The sequence below is a fragment of the Microbacterium sp. H83 genome (assembly GCF_001650405.1).
Lineage (GTDB): Bacteria > Actinomycetota > Actinomycetes > Actinomycetales > Microbacteriaceae > Microbacterium.
The window spans coordinates 71,591-96,200 of the sequence record NZ_LWCU01000001.1 but is presented as its reverse complement, the minus strand read 5'-3'; the positions used below and the strand labels follow the sequence as shown (position 1 = coordinate 96,200).

Below are 24,610 nucleotides of genomic sequence, written 5' to 3'. Positions count from 1 at the left end.
CCGTGTATCTACCGGCCGCCGGCTCCCCGGCGGACAGCGGCGGCACCCGACCCGCGTCGTCCGACGCGCGAGAGCCATGACACACGCAGAACCTCAGATCCAGCCCCACCCGCCGACGGACGACGGACCCGGCCTGCTCCGCATCGCGGGACTGCCCTACTTCGTGATCGCCTTCGTCGCGCGCCTCCCCTTCGCGATGATGGTCGTCGGCGTCCTCACGGTGGTCGTCTCGGCCCGAGGGTCCCTCTCGCTGGGCGGACTCACCTCGGCGGCGGTCGGGCTCGGCACCGCCTGCTTCGGTCCGCTGCTCGGCGCCGCGGCCGACCGGTTCGGGCAGCGGGCGGTCCTGCTCGCGCTGGCGATCGCGAACGGCGCGACCCTGGTGCTCTTCACCCTCGTCGTCTACGGCGATTCCGCCGAGGCGCTCGTGCTGGTCTCCGCCTTCGGGATCGGAGCGACGGCCCCGCAGGTGGCGCCCATGTCGAGGTCCCGTCTGGTCACCATGATCACGGATCGCATGCCGGAGCACGTGCGCGGCCGGACCGTGTCCGGCACGATGGCGTACGAATCCGCGGCGGACGAGACCGTGTTCGTCTTCGGCCCCTTCATCGTCGGCATCCTCGCCTCCGCGCTGGCGCCCTGGGCGCCGCTCGTGGGAGCCGCCGTCCTCACCGTGGTGTTCGTCGGCGCCTTCGCGCTGCATCCGAGCGCGCGCACGGTGTCCGCTCACCGCGACGGCGACGGCCGGGCTCCGTCATCGGTGTCGGAGCTCTTCAGCCCGCGCCTGCTGGTCGTCGTCCTCGGCATCCTGGGCGTCGGGATGTTCTTCGGCACGATGCTGACCTCGCTCACCTCATTCATGACGGACCGGGGTGCATCCGAACAGGCCGGCCTGCTGTACGGCGTCATGGGCGTCGGCTCGGCGATCCTCGCGCTCGGCGTCGCCTGGCTTCCCGCCCGCTTCTCGCTGCGTGCGCGCTGGCTGGTGTTCTCCGGCGTCCTGCTCGCGGGGACGCTGCTGCTCCTGCTCGTCGACACTCCCGCGACCATGATGGTGGCCCTCGGCATCATGGGCATCGGCATCGGACCCACCCTCGTCACGCAGTACAGCTTCGGAGCCGCGCGGAGTCCGCTCGGGCGTTCGGCCACGGTCATGACGATGCTGGGCTCGGGGATCGTCGTGGGGCAGTCCCTCGGTGCGGCCGTCGCCGGCGAAATCGCAGAGAGCCTCGGCACCGGCACGGCCCTGCTGCTGCCGATCGTCGCCGCGGGGGTAGCGTTCACCGCAGGGCTTGTCAACTGGCGACTGACTGCGAGCCCCCTCGCGTAGCCTCGGTGTGAGGCTTCTGTAGCCTGAGGACATCCCCACAGCACCGTCAGGAGCGTCACCATGCCAGCCGCAGACTTCGTCGTCGTCGCCAACCGCCTCCCGGTCGACCGGGTGGAGGGCCCCGACGGCGAGGAGACCTGGCGCACCTCGCCCGGAGGTCTCGTCGCGGCGCTCGAGCCGATGATGCGCAGCGTCCACGGTGCGTGGGTCGGATGGGCCGGTCAGCCCGACGTGGAACTCGATCCGTTCGAGATCAACGGCATCGACCTCGTCCCGGTGGCGCTCAGCGCGGAGGAGATCGCCGACTACTACGAGGGCTTCGCCAACGACACGATCTGGCCGCTCTACCACGACGTGATCGCACCCCCGCAGTATCACCGCGAATGGTGGGAGGCGTACGTCCGCGTGAATCGGCGGTTCGCCGAGGCCGCCGCATCCGTGGTGGCGTCGGACGGCACCGTCTGGGTCCACGACTACCAGCTGCAGCTCGTACCGCAGATGATCCGTGAACTGCGTCCGGACGTCACGATCGGGTACTTCCACCACATCCCGTTCCCCGCGCACGGACTGTACGCCCAGCTGCCGTGGCGGGACCAGGTGATAAAAGGCCTGCTCGGCGCCGACGTGATCGGGTTCCAGCGGGCGCAGGACGCGACGTACTTCCTCACCGCGGTCCGTCGCCGCGTGCGCTACGAGGTCAAGGGCTCGGCCGTCACCGTCCCCACCGAGGACGGCGGGACGCGCACCGCGGTCGCGCGAGCCTTCCCGATCTCGATCGACACCGCGCCGTACAAGGAGCTCGCGGCACGGCCCGAGATCCGAGCGCGCGCCGCCGAGATCCGGGCGAGCCTCGGCAATCCGAAGAAGATCCTGCTCGGAGTCGACCGTCTCGACTACACCAAAGGCATCCGTCACCGCGTCAAGGCATACGGCGAGCTTCTCGAGGACGGGCGCCTCGATGTCGAGGACGTCACGCTCGTCCAGGTCGCGAGTCCGAGCCGGGAGCGCGTCGACGCGTACGTGCACCTGCGCGACGAGATCGAGCTCGCCGTGGGACGCATCAACGGCGACAACGACACGATGGGCCACACCGCGATCCGCTACCTGCACCAGGGGTATCCGCGGGAGGAGATGGTGGCGCTGTACCTGGCGGCCGACGTCATGCTCGTCACCGCACTCCGTGACGGCATGAACCTCGTGGCCAAGGAATACGTCGCCACGCGCGCCGACAATCACGGCGTCCTGGTGCTCAGCGAGTTCACCGGAGCAGCGGACGAGCTCCGACAGGCAGTCCTCGTGAATCCTCATGACATCGCGGGACTGAAGGACGCCATCATGACGGCCATCGAGATGCCGTCGGGCGAGCAGACGAAGCGGATGCGGGCACTGCGTCGGCGCGTGCTCGAGAACGATGTCAACGCCTGGTCCTCCTCGTTCCTGCGGGCGCTCTCAGACGTGCGCACGCGCTGAACGCCCGTCCGACCCACGGCCGACCCCCCTTCCGATCGGAGAATCTGTGACCCGCACCTGGACCCCCGGAACCCCCGATGCCGCGCTGAGCGCCGTCGCCGCCACACCGCGGCTCGTCGTCGCTCTCGACTTCGACGGCACGGCGTCGCCCCTCGTGCCGGACCCGATGGCGGCGCGCGCGCTGCCCGAGGTCGCCGAGCAGGTGGCCCGGCTCGCGGCGCTGCCCGACACGGTCGTGGCATACGTCTCGGGCCGCAGCATGCATGATCTGCGCGTGATCACCGAGCACACGGACGACTCGCTCGTCGCCCTGGCCGGATCCCACGGAGCGCAGTACTGGTATCCCGGAATCGGCGACGCGCCGGCGACCGGACCGGACACCGACGATGCCGAGCGCGAGGCGCTCTGGGCGGCCGCACGACCGATCATCGACCGCTACGAGGGCGCGGAGTTCGAACCCAAGACGTTCGGCATGGGCGTGCACACGCGCACCGCGACCGCGGAGGTCGAGCGCCAGGTGTTCGCCGAGATCGACGCGCTCGTGGCCGAGAGGTTCCCGCACTGGCGCCGTCGCTCGGGACACCGGGTGCTGGAGTTCTCATCCAGGACCGAGGGCAAGGATGCGGCGATGACCGCTCTGCGCGACCACTTCGACGCCACGGGCATCCTCTTCGCCGGCGACGACGTCACCGACGAGGACGCGATGCGGGTGCTGACCGCGGACGATCTCGGAGTGCGTGTCGGGCCGGGGGAGAGCGCCGCCGCCCTTCGTGTGGAGAATCCACAAGAGATGGCGCGGCTTCTGGAGGCGCTGGCGGACGAGAGGGCCTCGCTGCGGGAATAGACTCTCGTCATGTCCTCGCATGATCCCTCCACCAGCGCGCCCATCGACATCAAGCCCCGCAGCCGCGTCGTCACCGACGGCATCGAGGCGACCACCTCCCGCGGCATGCTCCGCGCCGTCGGGATGGGGGACGCCGACTGGGACAAGCCCCAGATCGGCATCGCGTCGAGCTGGAACGAGATCACGCCCTGCAACCTGAGCCTCGACCGGCTCGCCCAGGGCGCGAAGGAGGGCGTGCACTCCGGCGGCGGCTATCCGCTGCAGTTCGGCACCATCTCCGTCTCCGACGGCATCTCGATGGGCCACGAGGGCATGCACTTCTCCCTCGTCTCCCGCGAGGTCATCGCCGACTCCGTCGAGACCGTCATGATGGCCGAGCGCCTCGACGGCTCCGTCCTGCTCGCCGGATGCGACAAGTCGATCCCCGGAATGCTCATGGCGAGCGCGCGTCTCGACCTCTCGAGCGTGTTCCTGTACGCGGGCTCGATCGCCCCCGGATGGGTCAAGCTCTCCGACGGCACCGAGAAGGACGTCACGATCATCGACTCGTTCGAGGCCGTGGGCGCGTGCCGCGCCGGGCTCATGAGCGAAGAGGATCTCAAGCGCATCGAGTGCGCGATCGCTCCCGGTGAGGGCGCGTGCGGCGGCATGTACACCGCCAACACGATGGCGTCGGTCGCCGAGGCCCTGGGGCTCAGCCTGCCCGGATCGGCCGCGCCGCCCGCCGCAGATCGTCGTCGCGACTACTTCGCGCACCGTTCCGGCGAGGCCGTGGTGAACCTGCTGCGCCAGGGGATCACGACGCGCGACATCCTGACCAAGGAGGCGTTCGAGAACGCGATCGCCCTCGCCATGGCGCTGGGCGGCTCGACGAACGTCGTCCTGCATCTGCTCGCGATCGCCCGCGAGGCCGAGGTCGAGCTGAGCCTGCACGACTTCAACCGCATCGGCGACAAGGTGCCGCACGTGGCCGACATGAAGCCGTTCGGCAAGTACGTCATGAACGACGTGGACCGTCACGGCGGCATCCCGGTGATCATGAAGGCCATGCTCGACGAAGGCCTCCTGCACGGCGACGCGCTGACGGTGACCGGCAAGACGCTCGCCGAGAACCTCGCAGAGCTCGACCCCATGCCCATCGACGGCGAGGTCATCCACACGTTCGACAACCCGATCCACGCGACCGGCGGTCTGACGATCCTGCACGGATCGCTGGCTCCCGAGGGCGCCGTGGTGAAGACGGCCGGCTTCGACGCCGCGGTGTTCGAGGGCACGGCACGCGTGTTCGAGCGCGAGCGCGCCGCGATGGATGCCGTCGCGAACGGCGAGATCGAGAAGAACACCGTCATCGTCATCCGCTACGAAGGACCCAAGGGCGGACCGGGCATGCGGGAGATGCTGGCCATCACCGCGGCCATCAAGGGCGCGGGGCTCGGGAAAGATGTACTACTCTTGACGGACGGACGATTCTCAGGCGGCACAACCGGCCTGTGCATCGGCCACATAGCACCCGAAGCGGTGGACGCAGGTCCCATCGCCTTCGTGCGCGATGGTGATCTGATACGGGTCGATATCGCAGCTCGCTCTCTCGACCTACTCGTCGACGAGGCGGAGCTCGCCTCCCGCCGCTCTGGCTGGGAGCCGCTTCCCCCGCGCTATACCCGTGGCGTTCTTGCCAAGTACTCGCGTCTCGTGCGGTCCGCCGCCGAGGGCGCGACGACCGGCTGATCCGCGTCGGCCCCGGCCTCCGGCATCCGACGTCGCCCACAGACCATCAGAAGGAATGTCATGACTGCTGACACCGTCTCGGCCGTGCCGAGGCCGCCCGCACCCAAGTCCGCCGCCCCCGAGATCTCCGGCGCCGAGGCCGTCGTCCGGACTCTCGAGCTCCTCGGCGTCACCGACGTCTTCGGCCTGCCCGGAGGGGCGATCCTGCCCGTGTACGACCCGCTCATGGACGCGTCGGAGCTCCGACACATCCTCGTGCGCCACGAGCAGGGCGCCGGTCACGCGGCCGAGGGCTATGCGTCCTCGTCCGGGAAGGTCGGCGTGTGCATCGCGACGTCGGGCCCGGGGGCGACGAACCTCGTCACGGCGATCGCCGACGCCTACATGGACTCCGTGCCGCTGCTCGCCATCACCGGACAGGTGTTCTCGACCCTGATGGGGACGGACGCCTTCCAGGAGGCCGACATCGTCGGCATCACGATGCCGGTCACGAAGCACTCGTTCCTGGTCAAGAACGCYTCGGAGATCCCTGGCGCCCTCGCCGCCGCATACGAGATCGCCTCGACCGGTCGTCCCGGCCCGGTCCTCGTGGACATCACCAAGGACGCCCAGCAGGAGATCGCTCCGTTCGTGTGGCCGGCCAAGGTCGACCTCCCCGGGTACCGTCCGGTCACGAAGGCGCACGGCAAGCAGATACAGGCGGCGGCCGCGCTGCTCGCCGAGGCGAAGAAGCCGGTGCTGTACGTGGGCGGGGGAGTGATCCGAGGCCGTGCGTCGGCCGAGCTGCTCGCCCTCGCGGAGACGACCAAGGCTCCCGTCGTCACGACGCTCATGGCTCGGGGCGCCTTCCCGGACTCGCACCAGCAGCACCTCGGGATGCCGGGCATGCACGGCACCGTCCCCGCGGTGCTGGCGCTGCAGGAGGCCGACCTCATCGTGTCGCTCGGCGCGCGTTTCGACGACCGCGTCACCGGCAAGGCGGCGCTCTTCGCGCCGCACGCGAAGGTCGTCCACGTCGACATCGACCCTGCGGAGATCTCCAAGATCCGTACGGCCGACGTCCCGATCGTCGGCGACGTCCGCGACGTGCTCATCGACCTCGAGACGGCCTATCGCGGCGCCGCGAGCGCCGTCACGCCCGACATCGAGGAGTGGTGGTCGTACCTCGACGGCCTGCGCACCGAGTTCCCCCTCGGCTACGCGCCGACGACCGACGGCCTGCTCGCGCCCCAGTACGTGATCCAGCGCATCGGCGAGCTCACCGGCCCCGAGGGCATCTTCGCCTCGGGCGTCGGCCAGCACCAGATGTGGGCGGCGCAGTTCATCAAGTACGAGCGTCCCAACGCGTGGCTCAACTCCGGCGGCGCCGGCACGATGGGGTACTCCGTCCCCGCGGCGATGGGCGCCAAGGTCGCCGAGCCCGACCGTGCGGTGTGGGCGATCGACGGCGACGGCTGCTTCCAGATGACGAATCAGGAGCTCGCCACCTGTGCGATCAACGACATCCCGATCAAGGTCGCGATCATCAACAACTCGTCGCTCGGCATGGTGCGCCAGTGGCAGACGCTGTTCTACGACGGACGTCACTCGAACACCGATCTCAACACCGGTCACGGCACCGTCCGCATCCCCGATTTCGTGAAGCTCGCCGAAGCATACGGCTGCCTCGCGATCCGCGTGGAGAAGGAGGAGGAGGTGGATGCCGCCATCACCCTCGCGCTCGAGACGAACGACCGACCCGTCGTCATCGACTTCGTCGTCAGCGCCGATTCCATGGTGTGGCCGATGGTGCCGCAGGGCGTGAGCAACAGCTACGTCCAGTACGCACGCGACCACGCCCCGGCGTTCGACGAGGAGGACTGACCATGACCACGCACGTTCTCAGCCTCCTCGTGGAGGACACCCCGGGTCTGCTCACGCGAGTCGCCGGACTCTTCGCGCGCCGCGGCTTCAACATCCACTCTCTCGCGGTCGGCGTGACCGAGGTGCCGAACATCTCGCGCATCACGGTCGTGGTCGACCTCGACGACCTCCCGCTCGAGCAGGTGACGAAGCAGCTGAACAAGCTCATCAACGTCATCAAGATCGTGGAGCTCGACTTCTCGACCTCGGTGCAGCGCGAGCACATGCTCATCAAGGTCCGCACCGACAACTCGACGCGCTCGAACGTCATCGAGGTCGTCAACCTCTTCCGCGCATCCGTCGTCGACTACGCCTCGGACGCGCTCGTGGTCGAGGTCACCGGCGATCGCGGCAAGGTCGAGGCCCTGCTGCGCGCCCTCGAGCCCTTCGGCATCAAGGAGATCGCCCAATCAGGCCTTCTCGCGATCGGCCGAGGCGGCAAGAGCATCACCGAGCGCGTCCTGCGCGGCTGACGACCACCCCATCTTCCCCGTACCCAAATCAAGGAGAAAAACCAGTGAGCACCGAGATCTTCTACGACGCAGACGCCGATCTGTCCATCATCCAGGGCAAGAAGGTCGCCATCGTCGGCTACGGCTCGCAGGGCCACGCGCACGCGCAGAACCTTCGCGACTCGGGCGTCGAGGTCGCGATCGCCCTCAAGGAGGGCTCGAAGTCCGCGGCCAAGGCGGAGGAGGCCGGGTTCCCGGTCAAGACCGTCGCAGACGCGACCGAGTGGGCTGACCTCATCATGATCCTCGCGCCGGACCAGCACCAGCGCACCATCTACAGCGAGTCGATCGCCCCGAAGCTCACCGCCGGCAAGACCCTCGCCTTCGCGCACGGCTTCAACATCCGCTTCGGCTACATCGACGCCCCCGAGGGCGTCGACGTCATCCTCGTCGCGCCGAAGGCGCCCGGGCACACGGTACGGCGCGAGTTCGTCGCCGGCCGCGGCATCCCGGACATCATCGCCGTCGAGCGCGACGCATCGGGCAACGCATGGGCCACCGCGCTGTCGTACGCGAAGGCCATCGGAGGAACCCGCGCCGGCGTCATCAAGACCACGTTCACCGAGGAGACCGAGACCGACCTCTTCGGTGAGCAGGCCGTGCTGTGCGGCGGTGTCAGCCACCTCGTGCAGGCCGGTTTCGAGACCCTGACCGAGGCGGGCTACCAGCCGCAGATCGCCTACTTCGAGGTTCTGCACGAGCTGAAGCTCATCGTCGACCTCATGTGGGAGGGCGGCATCGCCAAGCAGCGCTGGTCGATCTCCGACACCGCCGAGTTCGGCGACTACGTCTCGGGCCCGCGTGTCATCGACGAGCGCGTCAAGGAGAGCATGCAGGGCGTGCTCGCCGACATCCAGTCGGGTGCCTTCGCGAAGCGCTTCATCGAGGACCAGGACAACGGCGCCGAGGAGTTCCTCGCGCTGCGTGCCAAGGAGGAGACCCACCCGATCGAGGCCACGGGCAAGGAGCTCCGCGCTCTGTTCGCCTGGAAGCAGCAGGACGAGGACTACGTCGACGGCAGCGCTGCGCGCTGACGTCGACTCCGTCAACGAAGAAGGGCCCGGTGCGATGCACCGGGCCCTTCTTCCGTCGACCGACGATCACTTCGCCGGGGGAGTCACTCCGCGGCGGCATCCTCGACGATGATCGGGGCCTCGGTCGGGTCCGCCCAGACCGGTGCGGGAAGGGGCGTGTCGACCTGCCCGCCCTGGATCGCGCGCAGGGCGTCCTCGATGTCATCGGCGTTCTCCGGCACGGCGAGTCCGCAGGTGTTGAGCTCCGAGGCGAACTTCAGGGTGAGACGGATCTTGCCCGCCTCGACGGCCTCCGCGGTGGTCCCGACCCGCTTCTCGCTGCCGGTCTGGATGTCGGAGACCTCCTCGCACACGTGGTACACGGCGCCGCCGTCGACCCAGACGACCTCGTCCTTCCCGAGCAGCTGGATGACCGCCGACTGATCGGCGGTGTACTGCTCGACGGACGGCGGGTCGAAATCGACGCCGATGACGACGGCGAGGGCGGCGAGCACGACGCCGACGATGCCGGCGGTCGTCTTCTGGCCCTTGTCCATGTCCTTGTTGAGGAAGATGAGGATGACGAGCGGCAGGAAGGCGACGACCGCGATGATCGCACCCAGCTGGTTCTGCACGAAGAAGCGCACCGTCTCGGACCTGCGCGCGGGGTCGAGGCGGTTCGCCTTCTTCCACAGCACCGATCCGGTGATCGAGAGAGCCGCGATCACCACGAGGAGTACGAGGAGGGTGATGAACGCCCACTGCGGGAACTGAGCGGTGACGCCCTGCTCCTGGAGGAGTCCGGTGTCGGGATCGCGCACGAGCGCCCCGTCTTTTCCGATGTACTCGCGCTGACGCAGGAGCCAGAAGATTCCGACGGCCTCGGCGGCGATCGCGACGGCCCAGAGCACGGCCGCGATCCAGCGGAACGTCGTCGCCGTCGACTTCGCCTTCGCCGTCGGCGTCCAGCCTGCTTGCGGCTCGGCCGCGGTCGCGTCGGTGGTGTCCTTCTCGGCCACGGTGCCCCCTCGTGCTGCGGGCACCAGCGGCCCGGATGCCCCGAGCATAGTGGACGCCGTGTCCTACGCTGGAGACATGACTTCCGATTCCGACGACGCCCTGAACTGGGACGGTGACGAGGGCGCTCCGGCGCCACGGCGCGAACCGAAGCGGGCGCCGCGGACAGGCACCTCCGCGAACGCGGAGCAGCTTCCCGAGCGTGAGGATCGGGTCGTGCGAGGCGGTGCGTCTGCATCCACGACCCCTCATGACGAGGAGGATCAGGACGAGCGCGCACCTCTCAGCACTGCGGTGCTCCTGACGCTCGGCGTCGTCGGCGGCATCTATCTGCTGTACAGCATCGGATGGGTGGTCGGCGGGCTCCGCCTCAAGCCCCTCGCGAACTTCTTCGTCGCAGACGCGATGTTCCTTCCCTGGTTCGTTCTCGCCGTCGCCGCCCCTGCACTCTGGTTCCTCACGAGCTGGGTGCTGACACGCGGCCGAGCGAGCTGGGTCAGGGTGGGCGCCCTGCTGTTGGGCGTCGTGCTGCTCGTGCCATGGCCCTTCGTCACGGTCGGGGTGGTCGGCGCATGACCGCGACGACGCCGCAGACCGAGGCATCCGCTCGTTCGCCCCGCTGGCTCCGCGCTCTCGTGCTCGGACTCGCCGGCCTCTTCTACGCGTATGCGGTGTGGAACGCCGTGGCGCATCTGATCACGCTCGCTCGCGGCGGACTCGACGGCGCGGGGTGGGTGACCATGGGGTTCGGCGTGGTGTTCCCGGCCATCGTCTTCGTGTTCGCCGCCCTGGTCGGGCGGCGGCGTGGAGTGGGGGAACTCGTGCTCGTGCTGCTGGCGGGGCTGGGCATCGTCGCGGTCTTCTGGCTGAGCCTGATCGCCTACAGCCTGACGCTCTCGACCGGCTGACGGTCGCGAGCGCCCGACGCCGGAGCCCGTCACACGGGACGGGGCAGCGGGAGCGCTCGGGTACAGTTGAGGTGATCGCGCCCCCATGGTGTGCGGCGCATCGGCCCCTCCCGCCTGTCGCGCTGCCCCGAAGGATCCACTGTGCCGAAGCCCGTCGTGCTCATCGCCGAAGTTCTGTCTCCCGCCACGATCGAGGCCCTCGGCCCCGACTTCGACGTCCGCGACGTCGACGGCACCGACCGCGAGGCGCTGTTCGCGGCGCTCGCGGACGCCGACGCGGTGCTCATCCGCTCGGCGACGCGCATCGACGAGGAGGCGCTGACGCACGCGCCGAAGCTGAAGGTCGTCGCCCGCGCGGGCGTCGGACTCGACAACGTCGACATCAAGGCCGCCACGGCTGCGGGCGTCATGGTCGTGAACGCCCCGACCTCCAACATCGTCTCCGCTGCCGAGCTGACAGTCGGACACATCCTCAGCCTCGCGCGCCGCATCCCGGCCGCACACGCGTCGCTCGCCGCCGGGCAGTGGAAGCGCAGCTCGTTCACCGGCGCCGAGCTCTTCGAGAAGACTGTCGGCATCGTGGGCCTCGGTCGCATCGGGGCCCTCGTCGCCGCGCGTCTCGCCGCGTTCGACATGCGCGTGGTCGCCTACGACCCCTACGTGACGTCCGCCCGCGCCCAGCAGCTCGGAGTGCAGCTCCTCTCGCTCGACGAGCTCGTCGCCGAAGCCGACTTCCTCACCATCCACATGCCCAAGACGCCGGAGACGACCGGGATGATCGGCGCCGAGCAGTTCGCGGCCATGAAGCCGACCGCCTTCGTCGTCAACGTCGCCCGCGGCGGACTGATCGACGAGGAGGCCCTGCACGAGGCGCTCGTCGCGGGCGAGATCGCCGGTGCCGGTCTCGACGTGTTCACCTCCGAGCCGCCCGCCGAGGGCGGCAGCGCGCGCCCGCTCCTCGACCTCCCGAACGTCGTCGTCACCCCGCACCTGGGTGCGAGCACGGAGGAGGCGCAGGAGAAGGCCGGCGTGTCCGTCGCGAAGTCGGTGCGCCTCGCGCTCGGCGGCGACCTCGTGCCGGATGCCGTGAACGTCGCCGGCGGTGTGATCGACCCGTACGTGCGCCCCGGCATCTCGCTCGTCGAGAAGCTCGGCCAGATCTTCGCGTCGCTGGCGACATCGCCGCTCACGAGCCTCGACGTCGAGGTGCACGGCGAGCTGAATGACTACGACGTGAGCGTCCTCAAGCTCGCGGCTCTGAAGGGCGTGTTCACGAACATCGTCAGCGAGACCGTGTCGTATGTGAACGCACCGCTGCTCGCCGAGCAGCGCGGCATCGCCGTGCGCCTGCTGAAGGACGACGTCAGCGACGAGTACCGCAACGTCATCACCCTGACGGGCGCTCTGTCCGACGGCTCGCAGCTGTCGGTCTCCGGCACGCTGACCGGTCCGAAGCAGGCCGAGAAGCTCGTGGGCATCAACGACCACGCGCTCGAGCTGCCGATCGAGAAGCACCACGTCGTCATGCTCTACACCGACCGCCCCGGCATCGTCGCGGTCTACGGGCAGAAGTTCGGCGAGGCGGGCATCAACATCGCGGGCATGCAGATCGCGCGTCGCGCGGCCGGGGACCAGGCGCTCAGCGTCCTGACCCTCGACTCGCCGGTCTCCGACGAGCTGCTCGAGGACGTGAGCGCGGCGATCGAGGCCGACCTCTTCCGTCAGATCGAGATCACCGAGGTCTGAAGCGCCGGCCACGACATCCCGACCACGAAGGGAGGGCGACCTGCTCGGTCGCCCTCCCTTCGTGCGCGCGGGGGAGCCCGAGCGTCAGATCGCGGTCGCCCGCAGCACGAGCGCGAGCAGGTCGTCGAGCGCCGAACCGTGGGGGACGAGACGCTCGTCTCCGTTCACGTCCAGCGAGTTGTTGAAGTAGAGGCCATCGCTCACGAGCATGACGAGGTCGAGGGATGCCTGATCCCGCACGTGCGGTCGGATCATCTCCTCCCACCGGTGGCGAACGCTGCGGAGCGCGTCTCCGGCAGGACCGGAACCGCCCTGCGCGAGTCGGGACGTCGCGACCAGCGCGCGGTCGAGCGCTTCGTCCTCCATCACGGACGTCCGCACGTAGTACGCCAGCGGGCCCTCGTCGTGCGACGCCATCTGCGCGAGGTCGAGAGTCGTCAGCGCGTCGAGTCGTTCGAGGAGACCGGCGACGAGGTCCTCCTTCGAGCCGAAGTGGTAGAGCAGCCCGCCCTTCGAGACTCCTGCCGCCTTGGCGGTCGCGTCCAGCGTCGCTGCACGTTCTCCGTCGGCGATGACGATCGCCTCGAAGGCGTCGAGCACGCGCTCTCGGGCCAAGGGAGGTCGGGGCATGGGGTCCTCTGCTGCGGTGACGGGGTGAGTTCACCGTATCTCTCGGCGATGTCGATCGTGTTACTATACCAGCCGGACGGTTAAGTAACCGAGAACCATATCTGAGAGGTGCACATGACGCGCACGGCGTCCATCCCGACCCACACGCCCGAGAGCACGCAGGCTCCGCGGGTGGGCTGGCGCGGCTGGGCGGCGCTGGTCGTGCTGATGCTCCCCGTGCTGCTCGTCTCCGTCGACAACACCGTCCTCAGCTTCGCTCTGCCCGAGATCTCCATCGCTCTGGCGCCCACCGGCGCGGAGCAGCTCTGGATCATCGACGTGTACCCGCTCGTGCTCGCGGGACTGCTGGTGACCATGGGCACGCTCGGCGATCGCTTCGGGCGACGACGGATGCTGCTGATCGGCGCGACCGGCTTCGCGATCGTCTCGGCGCTGGCGGCGTTCGCCCCCACCGCGGGGCTGCTCATCGCGGCCAGGGCGCTGCTCGGATTCTTCGGCGCGATGCTGATGCCGTCGACGCTGTCCCTGCTGCGCTCGATCTTCCAGAACCGCGACCAGAGGCGTCTCGCGATCGCCGTGTGGGCGTCGGCGTTCTCGGCGGGATCCGCGCTGGGCCCGATCGTGGGCGGGTTCCTCCTGGAGCACTTCGCCTGGGGCTCCGTCTTCCTCATCGCGGTCCCCGTGCTCATCCCGCTGCTCCTCGCCGCGCCCTTCCTCGTGCCGGAGAGCCGGGATCCGAATCCCGGACGCATCGATCCGCTCAGCATCGCGCTCTCGATGGCCGCGATGATCCCCGTGGTCTACGCCATCAAGTCGTTCGCGGTCGACGGCCCGTCGGTCGTCGCCGGTGCCTGGGCGCTTCTCGGGATCGCGATGGGCTGGCTGTTCGTGCGCCGTCAGCTGCGGGCCGAGGAGCCCATGCTCGACATGGCGCTCTTCCGTCGCGGTTCCTTCTCCGGTGCGATCCTGGTCAACCTCCTCAGCGTCGTCGCCCTCGTGGGCTTCCTCTACTTCGTGTCGCAGCACCTGCAGCTCGTGCTCGGGCTGTCTCCGATGCTGGCGGGAGCAGCCCTCGTCCCCGGCATGGCGATCATGATCGTCGCGGGACTGTCCGTAGTGCCGATCTCGCGCCGCGTGCCGCCGCACGTGCTGGTGCCGTCTGCGCTGGTGTTCTCCGTGGCGGGGTACCTGCTGGTCGCGTTCACGACCTCCGATCACGGCGTGACTCCTCTGATCATCGCGTTCGTGGTGCTCGGGATCGGCATCGGCGCCGCCGAGACGATCTCCAACGAGCTGATCCTGTCGAGCGCTCCCGCCGCGAAGGCCGGGGCGGCCAGCGCCGTGTCCGAGACCGCGTACGAGCTCGGGGCCGTGCTGGGAACCGCCGTCCTGGGCGGGATCATCACGGCCTTCTACCGCGGGGCGCTCGTCATCCCCGCCGGCATCCCCTCGGGGGCGGCGAGGTCGGCGGAGGAGACGCTCGCCGGGGCCTACACGGCGGCGGAGGCGCTGCCCGCCGAGCAGGGCGCGGCGCTGTGGGAGGCGGCGGCCGCCGCCTTCGGCTCCGGTGTGCTCGTGACCTCGCTGATCGGTGCGGGCCTCGTCGTCGTGGCGGGAGTGGTCGCCGCCGTCACACTGCGCAAGGCCCCCACGCACTGAGCAGTACGCTGGGAGGACCGGCCCGTCCGTCGCGGGCGACGGCCGGTCCATCCCGTGCAAGGAGTGTCATGTCGCGTGTCGTGAAGCTGGCCGTCATCCCGGGTGACGGCATCGGTCCCGAGGTCGTCGCGGAGGCCGAGAGGGTCCTCGACGCCGTCACCGCCCAGAGCGACGTGACCTTCGACAAGACGCGGTTCTCCCTCGGCGCTGCCCGGTACCTCGAGACCGGCGACACCCTGACCGACGACGACCTGCGGGCCATCTCCGAGCACGACGCGATCCTCCTCGGGGCGGTCGGCGGCACGCCCGGCGACCCTCGGCTGAAGGACGCGAACATCGAGCGAGGGCTGCTCCTGCGCCTCCGATTCACGCTGGACCACTACGTCAACCTCCGCCCGTCGAAGCTCTTCATCGGAGCTCCGGGGCCGCTCGCGGATCCCGGGGACATCGACTTCATCGTCGTGCGCGAGGGGACTGAAGGGCCGTACGTGGGCAACGGCGGAGCGATCCGCGCCGGCACGCCGCACGAGATCGCCAACGAGACCTCCGTCAACACCGCCTTCGGCGTGGAGCGCGTCGTCCGCTACGCCTTCGACCTCGCCGAGCGACGGTCCAAGAAGGTCACGCTCGTCCACAAGACGAACGTGCTCGTGCACGCGGGCGCGATCTGGCAGCGAATCGTGAACGAGGTCGCGTCGGACTATCCCGACGTGGCGGTAGACTACCTGCACGTCGATGCGGCGACGATCTTCCTCGTCACCGAACCCTCACGCTTCGACGTGATCGTCACCGACAACCTCTTCGGCGACATCCTCACAGACCTCGCGGGAGCCGTCACCGGCGGCATCGGACTCGCAGCCTCCGGAAACATCAATCCCGATGGCACCTTCCCGTCGATGTTCGAGCCCGTCCACGGCTCGGCGCCGGACATCGCGGGGCAGCAGAAGGCCGATCCGACCGCCGCGATCCTCTCGATCGCCCTGCTGCTCGACCACCTCGGTCTCTCGGCGGAATCCGCTCGCGTGAGCGCCGCCGTCGAGGCCGACATCGCCGCCCGTTCGGGCGCTCGCACGACCGCGGAGATCGGCTCCGCGATCGCCGCGCGTCTCTGAGCGGCAGGCGTAGGCTGAAGCGGCGCTACGATGCGCCCACCCACAAGGAACGGATGAAGAGATGACGACGATCGACGCAGAGGCCGGCGTGGCCCCGCTGGCTTTCGCTGTGACCAAGAACCTCACCGCCGCGACCCCCGCGCGACTGGCGGAGGTCCACGAGAGCCCGGGCTTCGGCGTGGTCTTCACCGACCACATGGTCGACATCTGCTGGTCTGCGAAGGGCGGCTGGCACCGCCCGCGCGTCCAGCCCTACGGTCCCATCCCGCTCGACCCCGCGGCCGCCGTGCTGCACTACGCCCAGGAGATCTTCGAGGGGATCAAGGCGTACCGCCACGCAGACGGATCGATCCACACCTTCCGTCCCGACCGCAACGCCGCGCGCATGCAGGCGAGCGCCCGCCGTCTGGCGCTCCCGGAGCTGCCGACCGAGTACTTCATCCAGTCGCTGCGCGAGCTCATCGCCGTGGACGGTCGTTGGGTGCCGTCCGGCGCGGATCAGAGCCTCTACCTGCGTCCCTTCATGTTCGCCAAGGAGGCGTTCCTCGGCGTGCGCGCCGCGCAGAAGGTCGCCTACTACGTGATCGCCAGCCCGGCCGGGGCCTACTTCTCGGGCGGGGTGAAGCCCGTGCGCATCTGGCTGTCGGAGGACCACTCGCGCGCCGGACGCGGCGGCACCGGGAAGGCGAAGACCGGAGGCAACTACGCCTCGAGCCTGCTCCCGCAGGCCCTCGCCGCCGAGAAGGGATGCGACCAGGTCGTGTTCCTGAACGAGAACCGCGACGTCGAGGAACTCGGCGGCATGAACGTGGTGTTCGTGTTCAAGGACGGCCGCATCGTCACACCCGAGTCCGACAGCATCCTCGAGGGCATCACGCGCGACTCGCTGCTGCAGCTCGCGGAAGACCGCGGATACACGGTCGAGAAGCGGCCGATCTCCATCGACGAGTGGCGTGAGGGCGTGGCCTCCGGCGACATCGTCGAGGTGTTCGCGTGCGGCACCGCCGCCGTCGTCACTCCGATCGGTGCGCTCGTGGGCGACGGCTTCGACGAGCCGCAGCCGCTCGGCGATCTGGCGCTGTCGCTGCGAGAGGAACTGACGGACATCCAGTACGGCCGCCGTGAGGACAAGCACGGCTGGCTCGTGCGCCTCGACGCCTGAGCGTCCACACCCACAGAGGTCCCCGACGTCCGAGACCCCGCCTCGCGACCACGAGGCGGGGTCTCGTCGTCGGTCGTGCTGGCTAGGCTGGACGCATGAAGATCGCCCGATTCAGCCATGACGACGCCATCCTCTTCGGGATCGTCGACGACACCGACCTCGTCGTCCTCGCGGGCGATCCGCTCTTCGCGGGATACGAGACGACGGGCGATCGAGTGCCGATCGCGGATGCGGTGATCCTCGCTCCCGTGATCCCGCGGTCCAAGATCGTCTGCGTCGGCAAGAACTATCACGACCACGCGGCGGAGATGGGGGGAGTGGCTCCCGAGGAGCCGCTGCTCTTCCTCAAGCCCAACACCTCGGTGATCGGGCCCGGCGACGCGATCGTCCGTCCCGCTGTGTCCGAGCAGACGGAGTTCGAGGGAGAGCTGGCCGTCGTGATCGGCCGTGTGGCGAAGAACGTCGCTGCGGACGACGCACTCGATCACGTGCTCGGCTACACGATAGCCAACGACGTCACGGCGCGGGACCTCCAGCGCAAGGACGGCCAGTGGACGCGGGCGAAGGGGTTCGACACCTTCTGCCCGCTCGGCCCGACGATCAACACGGATTTCGACCCCGCGACCGCGACGCTCGAGACGCGGGTCAACGGTGAGGTGCGGCAGAAGGCGCCGCTGAGCGACATGATCCACTCCGTGGCGGACATCATCGCGCACGCCTCCGCCGTCTTCACCCTGCTGCCCGGCGACGTGATCCTCACCGGGACTCCGGCGGGCGTCGGCCCGTTCGGCGCGGGGGACACGGTCGAGGTCGAGATCACCGGCCTCGGCATCCTGCGCAACTCCGTGCGCGACGCGCCTCGCCCTTCATGACCGAGCTCCCGCTGACGAGCGCGCACCGGGCGGCCGTGCAGCGGCGGACGGTCCTCGTCCTGTCGCTCGGTCAAGTGCTGGGCGGCATCGCCTTCGGAGCGACGGTCTCGCTGGGCGCCCTCCTGGCAGCCGATCTCTCGGGCAGCGACGCACTGTCGGGACTGGCGACGGCATCCGTCACCCTCGGCGCCGCGCTGTGCGCGATCCCGCTCGCACGCCTGGCCGCGAAGCTCGGACGACGCCGCGCTCTCACCCTCGGGAACACCTTCGCGCTCGTCGGCATCTCGATCGTGATCCTCGCGGCCTCGGTGCGACTCTTCCCGCTGCTGCTCGTCGGCATCCTTCTCATCGGCGCGGGCAACGCCGGCAACCTGCAGTCGCGATTCGCCGCGACCGATCTCGCTGCGGCAGAGCACCGCGGCCGCGATCTCTCGATCGTCGTGTGGGCGACGACGCTGGGCGGCGTGGCCGGGCCCCTGCTCCTCGGGCCGGGAGAGGTGGTGGGTGCCGCGATCGGCATGCCGCCGCAGACCGGCTCCTACGCGTTCTCCTTCGTCGCCCAGTGCGCGGCCCTGATCCTGTATCTCATCGCGCTCCGCCCCGATCCGCTCCTGACCGCGCAGCGACTCGCGTCGTCGGCGGCAGCGGCGACCGGCGCGTCGGCCGTCGACCGCCCCCGCGTCGCGCGATACGCCATCTTTGCCATCGCCGGTTCGCACGTGGTGATGGCGTCGGTCATGGCGATGACGCCGGTGCACCTGGCGCAGATGGCCCACGGCGCGGACGGCATGGCGCCGACGCCGGCCGACGTCTCGGCTCTCGTCGGCATCACGATCGCGCTGCACGTCGGCGGCATGTACGCGCTCTCGCCGCTGTTCGGCATCCTCGCGGATCGCTGGGGTCGGCTGCGGGTGGTTCTGCTCGGTCAGGCTCTGCTGGGCGGAGCTCTCGCGTTCGCGGTCTTCGAGAACGACTCCGAGTGGGGCGTCATCGTCGCCCTGATCCTCCTCGGACTGGGATGGAGCGCGGCGACGGTCGCCGGCGCGGCACTGCTCACCGAGTCGAGCGCCCCGGAGCTCCGGACGCGTCGACAGGGACGCAGCGACTCGCTCATGAGCCTGTCGGCCGCGGCGGGCGCGGTCCTGGCGGGCGTGGTGCTCTCGACCTTCCAGTACGCCGGGCTCGGTGTCGCCGCATCGGTGATCGTCCTCGTGATCGTCGTCCTGTCGCCGCTCGCCATGCGGGACCGCTCGGGGACGCGCACGCTCGCGCCGTAGAATCGAAGGGCTATGGCTACTCCTCACCCTCTCACCACGACTGCCAGTGGTGCCGACGTCCGCGTCCGCTTCTGCCCCTCGCCGACGGGTCTGCCGCACGTCGGCATGGTCCGCACGGCACTGTTCAACTGGGCCTACGCCCGTCACACCGGCGGGAAGATGGTGTTCCGCATCGAGGACACCGACGCCGCCCGCGACAGCGAGGAGAGCTTCCGTCAGCTGGTCGACGCGCTCACCTGGCTCAAGATCGACTGGGACGAGGGCGTGGAGGTCGGGGGACCGCACGCGCCGTACCGGCAGTCCGAGCGCCACGACATCTACCGCGGCGTGATCGACAGGCTGCTGGCCACCGGGGCGCTCTACGAGAGCTACTCCACGGCCGAGGAGATCGACGCCCGCAACGAGGCGGCCGGGCGTGCCAAGCAGCTCGGGTACGACAACTTCGACCGCGGTCTCACCGAGGAGCAGAAGGCCGCGTTCCGCGCCGAAGGGCGTCAGCCGGCGCTGCGTCTGCGCGTCCCCGACGAGGATGTCACGTACGAGGACCTCATCCGCGGCGAGGTGACGTTCCCCGCGGGGTCCTTCCCCGACTTCGTCGTGGTCCGCCCGAACGGCATCCCGCTGTACACGTTCGTGAACCCGGTCGATGACGCTCTGATGGGCATCACGCACGTGCTCCGTGGCGAGGACCTCATGCCGTCGACGGCTCGTCAGCTCGCCCTGTACGCGGCTCTCATCGATGCGGGCGTCACGACGTTCGTCCCGCGTTTCGCGCACATGCCGCTCGTGCTGGGGGAGACGGGCACGAAGAAGCTCTCCAAGCGCGACCCGCAGGCCGATCTCTTCCTGCACCGCGAACGGGGCTTCATCCACGAAGGACTGCTCAACTACCTCGCCCTGCTCGGCTGGTCGATCGGTCCCGATCGCGACGTGTTCTCGCTCGAGGAGTTCACCGCTGCGTTCGACATCGTGAACGTCAACCCCAACCCGGCCCGCTTCGACCAGAAGAAGGCCGAGTCGATCAACGGCGATCACATCCGCATGCTGGGGGAGAAGGACTTCGCCGAGCGCACGATTCCGTACCTCGCGGCTGCCGGGCTGTTCGACGAGCCGTCGCACGAGCAGCTCGTGCTCGCCTTCCGCGTCGCGCCGCTCGTGCAGGAGCGCGTGCAGATGCTCGGCGATGTTCCCGGGATGGTCGGCTTCCTGTTCACCGACGAGGTGTCGTACGACGCGGATGCGCTGAAGGGCCTTCCCGCCACCGCCGCCGAGGTCCTGGACGCCTGCGTCGCGGCGCTCGAGCCCGTGACGGACTTCACTCCCGCGAACGTGCAGGAGGCTCTCGCTGCGGCGCTCGTCGACGGACTCGAGCTCAAGCCGCGAGTGGCCTACGGTCCGCCGCGCGTCGCGATCACCGGCCGTCGCATCTCGCCGCCGCTGTTCGAGTCCATGGAGCTGCTCGGCAAGGACGAGTCGCTCCGCCGGCTGCGAGCCCTCTCGGAGTTCCTCGCTCGATGATGGCGCGCCCGGGCGGCGAGCGAGTGCCGGTCGTTTTGGCATTCCCGTCGCCGCTCGGGTAGGCTTGACTCTCGGTGCGGAACTCCGGTCTCGCCCTTGGGGTATGGTGTAATTGGCAACACGGCGGTTTCTGGTTCCGTTGTTCTTGGTTCGAGTCCAGGTACCCCAGCAAGAAAAAACCCGCGGATCACCGCGGGTTTTCTTGTTCCCGCCGGGCTGCGGCCATGGTGCTCCTCACGGCCTAGCAGGTGTGTCGAGCGCCGCGCCAGACCCTTCTGGTATCCGCTCCGACCGGAGATGCTCGAGCCTGCACGCACCCCGGAGTCGCGGGGGAGCGGGAGAGGCGCTGATGGCACTGACACGAGTCGTCCCCGGGGAGGAGCCCGGCTTCCGAAGGATCCGATCGGGATCGGGCTTCCGCTATCTCGACGCCGCTGATCAGTCGGTGTCCGAGGCCGACCGGGAGCGCATCCGCGACCTGGCGATCCCGCCGGCGTGGACCGACGTCTGGATCGCCGCAGAGCCTCTCGCCCACATCCAGGCGGTGGGCACCGACGGCGCCGGTCGCCGCCAGTATCTCTACCACCCGCTGTGGCGCGCCGGCCGGGACCAGCGCAAGTTCTCCCGCGCCCTGAAGCTCGCGGCCGCACTGCCTTCGGCGCGCGCCCAGGTGACTCGCGCCATCAACCAGCAGGGCCTCACTCGCGAACGCGCGCTCGCTGTCGCGTTCCGCCTGCTCGACGACGCTGCGCTCCGAATCGGATCCGAGCGATATCTCGTCAAGCACGGCAGCCGCGGACTCAGCACGCTGCGTCGGCGGGACGTGCGCGTGGACGGCAGCACCGTCGCGCTGAGCTTCCCGGCGAAGAGCCGGCAGCTCGCCTCGATCGAGATCACGGACGCCGCCCTCGCGGAGGCGCTCGAGGAGTTCGCCGTGGGCTCTCCGAAGGCGCCGCTGCTGGCGTATCGCAAGGGACGCCGCCGCGTGCGGCTCACCTCGGGGGAGGTCAACGACTACCTCCGCAAGGTCGCAGGATCCGCGTTCACAGCCAAGGACTTCCGCACACTGCACGGGACCATCCTCGCGGCCGATGCGCTCGCGAGGATCGGGCGGCTCGAGACGACGAACGAGCGGCGTCGCGCCGAGCGGCTGGCCGTGCAGGCGACCGCCTCCGCCCTCGGCAACACCATCGCCGTCGCCCGGAACAGCTACATCGACCCGCGCGTGTTCCGCCTGTACGCGCGCGGTCGGATGCTGGACCTGACCGTCTCGCCGGAGACCGCGATCCGCAAGCTCATCGCGGGGTGACGCGAGTCCGCGACCGCGGCGCCGCCGCCGCCGGCCACGCTCGTCGACGACCGGGTGACAGGATGGAGACATGGACACAGCCAATCTGACCCGCGAGGAGACGGCTGCGAGATCCGCCGCCGTGTCGGTCCGCAGCATCCGCGTCGAGCTCGACCTGACGGGTGCCCCGGAGCGTGCGCGCACCGGGTTCCCGTCGATCACGACGCTGGAGTTCGCGTCGACCGGAGGCTCGACCTGGCTGGACTTCATCGGGGAGTCCGTCGACAGGGTGACCGTGGACGGCGTCGAGCAGGAGGTCGTCTGGGACGGCTCGCGCATCGAGCTGAGCGGGCTGTCCGGGACGAGTGTCGTGCGCGTGGAGGCCGTCGCCGCCTACAGCCGCTCCGGCGAGGGCATGCACCGGTTCCACGACCCCGCCGATGACCTGACCTACCTGTACACGCAGTACGAGCCGGCCGACTCGCGCCGGGTCATGGCCTGCTTCGAGCAGCCCGACATCAAGGCCCCCTACACGTTCGTCGTCGACGCGCCCGCGGGCTGGGAGGTGCTCTCGAATCAGGCCGCGGAGCATGTGGATGTCGGGGTGGGCGTGCAGCGGGTGGAGTTCCGGCCGACCCTCCCGATCTCGAGCTACATCACCGCGGTGGCCGCGGGACCGTACGCGCGGATCGGCGGTGAGTGGCGACGCGACGACCAGCTCGTCGAGCTGGGGCTGTTCGCACGACGTTCGCTCGAGCAGTTCCTCGAGTCGGACGAGATCCTGGAGGTGACGCGTCAGGGCCTCGACTTCTTCACCGATGCCTTCGCCTATCCGTATCCCTGGGGCAAGTACGACCAGATCTTCGTGCCCGAGTACAACCTCGGCGCGATGGAGAACCCCGGCCTCGTGACGTTCACCGAGTCGTATCTGTCGCGCGGGGCGGCGACCGACGCCCAGCGCGGCGCCCGTGCGAACACCGTGCTGCACGAGATGGCGCACATGTGGTTCGGCGACCTCGTCACGATGAGATGGTGGGACGACCTGTGGCTCAAGGAGTCGTTCGCCGACTACATGGGATCGCATGCCTCCGCCGTCGCGACGCGATACCACGACGCCTGGGTGCGCTTCGCCGCCAATCGCAAGGCCTGGGCCTATCAGCAGGACCAGCTTCCGACCACGCACCCGATCGTCGCGGACATCACCGACCTCGAGGCAGCGAAGCTGAACTTCGACGGCATCACCTACGCCAAGGGCGCTGCGGTCCTGAAGCAGCTCGTCGCCTTCGTCGGCGACGACGCCTTCTTCGAGGGCGCGCGCCGATACTTCCAGGCGCATGCCTTCGCCAACACGACTCTCGAGGACTTCCTCGTGCAGCTGAGCGCCGTCTCCGGACGGGACATGTCGGAATGGGCGGATGCCTGGCTCGAGACCACGGGACTGTCGACGCTGCATGTCGAGCGGGATGACGAAGGCCGGGCCGTGCTCGTCCAGAGCGATCCACGCCCGCACCGCCTCAGGATCGGCCGTTATGAGCTCGTGTACGGACGCGTCGTGCGACGGGATCAGATCGAGGTCGACATCCGCGAGGAGCGCACTCCGATCGACCTCGACGACGCCGATCTCGTCCTCCTCAACGACGACGACCTCACCTACGCGAAGGCCCGCCTCGACGAGAGGTCGCTCACCACGGTGGAGGAGTCGCTCTCGGCGATCGAGGATCCCCTCGCCAGGGCTCTCGTGTGGTCATCCGTCTGGAACGCCACCCGCGACGGCGAGCTGTCGGCGACCCGCTACCTCGGAGTCGTGCGGTCGCATGCGCCGGGCGAGTCGAACATCGGGCTCTTGACGGGCATCCTCGCGAATGCCGTGCATGCGCTGCGGCACTTCACGCCCGACGAGGCACGGCCCGACGAGGAGCGGCACTGGGTGGAGCGCACCTGGGAGGCTCTGCAGACGTCCGAGGCGGGAAGCGACGCGCAGCTGTCGTGGGCTCGGGCCTTCGCGACCGCCTCGTCGCTCTCCGATCAGCGTCGGGAGGATGTCCGTGCGCTCCTCGACGGAGACGTGCCGCAGGGGCTGACCGTCGATCCCGATCTGCGCTGGCAGCTTCTCACGGCGCTCGCGACGACGGGGCACGCGGACGCGGAGGACATCGCCGCGGAGCTCGAGCGCGACGACACGGGAAGCGGTCGCACGGCTGCACGACGGGCCCTCGCGTCGCGGCCCGTGGCACGCGTCCGTGCGGATGCATGGGACGCCGCCTGGAACGACACCGCCCTGAGCAACGATCATCTCGACGCCGAGATCGCCGGATTCCGCGCGGGCGGGCGTCGTGATCTCATCTCCGAGTTCGACGCCGAGTACTTCGCGCGGATCCTGGACGCCTGGCGGACGCGCAGCATTGAGCTGGCGCAGCGTCTCGTCGTCGGTCTCTTCCCCGCGTCGGAGACGCTCGACGCCGTCGACGCGTGGATCGCGGAGAACGAGGCCGCGCCGGCGGCGTTGCGGCGCATCGTCGTGGAGCAGCGGGACCACCTCGCCCGTGATCTGCGGGTGCGGGCGACGCACTCCTAGGGGATGCGCATGTCCATGACCGTGCGCACGATCCACGGGTGCGCTCG

The 24,610-nt window shown here is 69.3% G+C and carries 20 protein-coding genes and 1 tRNA gene; 19 read left to right on the top strand and 2 right to left on the bottom strand.

Features of this window, described 5'->3' with window-relative positions; translation table 11 throughout:
- Positions 1 to 76: 76 nt before the first annotated feature.
- Genes A4X16_RS00480 through ilvC form a run of 7 tightly spaced genes read left to right on the top strand, consistent with a single transcriptional unit; the run spans position 77 to position 8,820 of the window.
- Entirely contained in the window at positions 77 to 1,330 is a 1,254-nt protein-coding gene (locus tag A4X16_RS00480; RefSeq protein WP_067114908.1) for an MFS transporter, read from the top strand.
- A 60-nt stretch (positions 1,331 to 1,390) separates the two neighbouring features.
- Positions 1,391 to 2,800, top strand: coding sequence for an alpha,alpha-trehalose-phosphate synthase (UDP-forming) (locus A4X16_RS00475; RefSeq protein WP_067114906.1), 1,410 nt, complete (start codon positions 1,391 to 1,393; stop codon positions 2,798 to 2,800).
- A 46-nt stretch (positions 2,801 to 2,846) separates the two neighbouring features.
- A complete protein-coding gene (gene otsB / locus A4X16_RS00470) occupies positions 2,847 to 3,644 on the top strand; it encodes a trehalose-phosphatase (protein ID WP_197491734.1) in 798 nt (265 codons plus the stop codon).
- Between the two features lie 9 nt (positions 3,645 to 3,653).
- Complete coding sequence (gene ilvD, locus A4X16_RS17660; RefSeq protein WP_067114904.1) at positions 3,654 to 5,372, top strand: dihydroxy-acid dehydratase; 1,719 nt, start codon at positions 3,654 to 3,656, stop codon at positions 5,370 to 5,372.
- Positions 5,373 to 5,432: 60 nt separating this feature from the next.
- Entirely contained in the window at positions 5,433 to 7,235 is a 1,803-nt protein-coding gene (locus A4X16_RS17655) for an acetolactate synthase large subunit (RefSeq protein WP_067114902.1), read from the top strand.
- Between the two features lie 2 nt (positions 7,236 to 7,237).
- On the top strand, positions 7,238 to 7,747 hold the full coding sequence (ilvN, locus tag A4X16_RS00455) for an acetolactate synthase small subunit (RefSeq protein WP_067114901.1): 510 nt from the start codon (positions 7,238 to 7,240) through the stop codon (positions 7,745 to 7,747).
- Between the two features lie 44 nt (positions 7,748 to 7,791).
- Positions 7,792 to 8,820, top strand: coding sequence for a ketol-acid reductoisomerase (gene ilvC, locus A4X16_RS00450; protein ID WP_067114898.1), 1,029 nt, complete (start codon positions 7,792 to 7,794; stop codon positions 8,818 to 8,820).
- A gap of 83 nt (positions 8,821 to 8,903) precedes the next feature.
- Here the strand turns inward: ilvC and A4X16_RS00445 are convergent, their stop codons facing one another.
- Positions 8,904 to 9,818: a hypothetical protein gene (locus tag A4X16_RS00445; RefSeq protein ID WP_067115288.1), complete on the bottom strand. Its 915-nt coding sequence runs from the start codon at positions 9,816 to 9,818 to the stop codon at positions 8,904 to 8,906.
- A gap of 76 nt (positions 9,819 to 9,894) precedes the next feature.
- Here A4X16_RS00445 and A4X16_RS00440 point away from each other — a divergent pair, with 76 nt between their 5' ends.
- The 3 genes from A4X16_RS00440 (at position 9,895) to serA (ending at position 12,470) form a co-directional block, all read left to right on the top strand.
- Positions 9,895 to 10,392, top strand: a complete 498-nt coding sequence (locus A4X16_RS00440) for a hypothetical protein (protein WP_067115285.1) — start codon at positions 9,895 to 9,897, stop codon at positions 10,390 to 10,392.
- The gene (locus tag A4X16_RS00435; protein ID WP_067114896.1) at positions 10,389 to 10,724 is read left to right on the top strand and encodes a hypothetical protein; all 336 of its coding nucleotides are present in this window, start codon (positions 10,389 to 10,391) and stop codon (positions 10,722 to 10,724) included. The genes A4X16_RS00440 and A4X16_RS00435 overlap by 4 nt, the downstream gene beginning before the upstream one ends.
- A 141-nt stretch (positions 10,725 to 10,865) precedes the next feature.
- Complete coding sequence (serA, locus tag A4X16_RS00430) at positions 10,866 to 12,470, top strand: phosphoglycerate dehydrogenase (protein ID WP_067114894.1); 1,605 nt, start codon at positions 10,866 to 10,868, stop codon at positions 12,468 to 12,470.
- Between the two features lie 84 nt (positions 12,471 to 12,554).
- On the opposite strand, the gene A4X16_RS00425 is transcribed toward serA, so the two are convergent.
- Positions 12,555 to 13,100: a TetR/AcrR family transcriptional regulator gene (locus A4X16_RS00425; protein ID WP_067114893.1), complete on the bottom strand. Its 546-nt coding sequence runs from the start codon at positions 13,098 to 13,100 to the stop codon at positions 12,555 to 12,557.
- A gap of 114 nt (positions 13,101 to 13,214) precedes the next feature.
- Between A4X16_RS00425 and A4X16_RS00420 the strand changes: the two genes are divergently transcribed.
- From A4X16_RS00420 to pepN, 9 genes are all read left to right on the top strand, one after another.
- Positions 13,215 to 14,759 carry an MFS transporter gene (locus A4X16_RS00420; RefSeq protein WP_067114892.1) on the top strand — a complete coding sequence of 515 codons (1,545 nt, stop codon included), beginning with the start codon at positions 13,215 to 13,217 and terminating at the stop codon, positions 14,757 to 14,759.
- 68 nt (positions 14,760 to 14,827) lie between these two features.
- A complete protein-coding gene (locus tag A4X16_RS00415; protein WP_067114890.1) occupies positions 14,828 to 15,871 on the top strand; it encodes a 3-isopropylmalate dehydrogenase in 1,044 nt (347 codons plus the stop codon).
- A 61-nt stretch (positions 15,872 to 15,932) separates the two neighbouring features.
- Positions 15,933 to 17,033: a branched-chain amino acid aminotransferase gene (locus A4X16_RS00410; RefSeq protein WP_067114888.1), complete on the top strand. Its 1,101-nt coding sequence runs from the start codon at positions 15,933 to 15,935 to the stop codon at positions 17,031 to 17,033.
- 95 nt (positions 17,034 to 17,128) lie between these two features.
- Positions 17,129 to 17,905, top strand: coding sequence for a fumarylacetoacetate hydrolase family protein (locus A4X16_RS00405; RefSeq protein WP_067114886.1), 777 nt, complete (start codon positions 17,129 to 17,131; stop codon positions 17,903 to 17,905).
- The gene (locus A4X16_RS00400; RefSeq protein WP_067114884.1) at positions 17,902 to 19,182 is read left to right on the top strand and encodes an MFS transporter; all 1,281 of its coding nucleotides are present in this window, start codon (positions 17,902 to 17,904) and stop codon (positions 19,180 to 19,182) included. The genes A4X16_RS00405 and A4X16_RS00400 overlap by 4 nt, the downstream gene beginning before the upstream one ends.
- Positions 19,183 to 19,194: 12 nt before the next feature.
- Positions 19,195 to 20,700, top strand: a complete 1,506-nt coding sequence (gltX, locus tag A4X16_RS00395) for a glutamate--tRNA ligase (protein WP_067114882.1) — start codon at positions 19,195 to 19,197, stop codon at positions 20,698 to 20,700.
- A gap of 97 nt (positions 20,701 to 20,797) precedes the next feature.
- Positions 20,798 to 20,869 (top strand) — tRNA-Gln (locus A4X16_RS00390).
- A 180-nt stretch (positions 20,870 to 21,049) separates the two neighbouring features.
- Positions 21,050 to 22,009: a DNA topoisomerase IB gene (locus tag A4X16_RS00385; RefSeq protein WP_067114880.1), complete on the top strand. Its 960-nt coding sequence runs from the start codon at positions 21,050 to 21,052 to the stop codon at positions 22,007 to 22,009.
- A 70-nt stretch (positions 22,010 to 22,079) separates the two neighbouring features.
- Positions 22,080 to 24,563, top strand: a complete 2,484-nt coding sequence (gene pepN, locus A4X16_RS00380; protein WP_067114878.1) for an aminopeptidase N — start codon at positions 22,080 to 22,082, stop codon at positions 24,561 to 24,563.
- Positions 24,564 to 24,610: the final 47 nt, after the last annotated feature.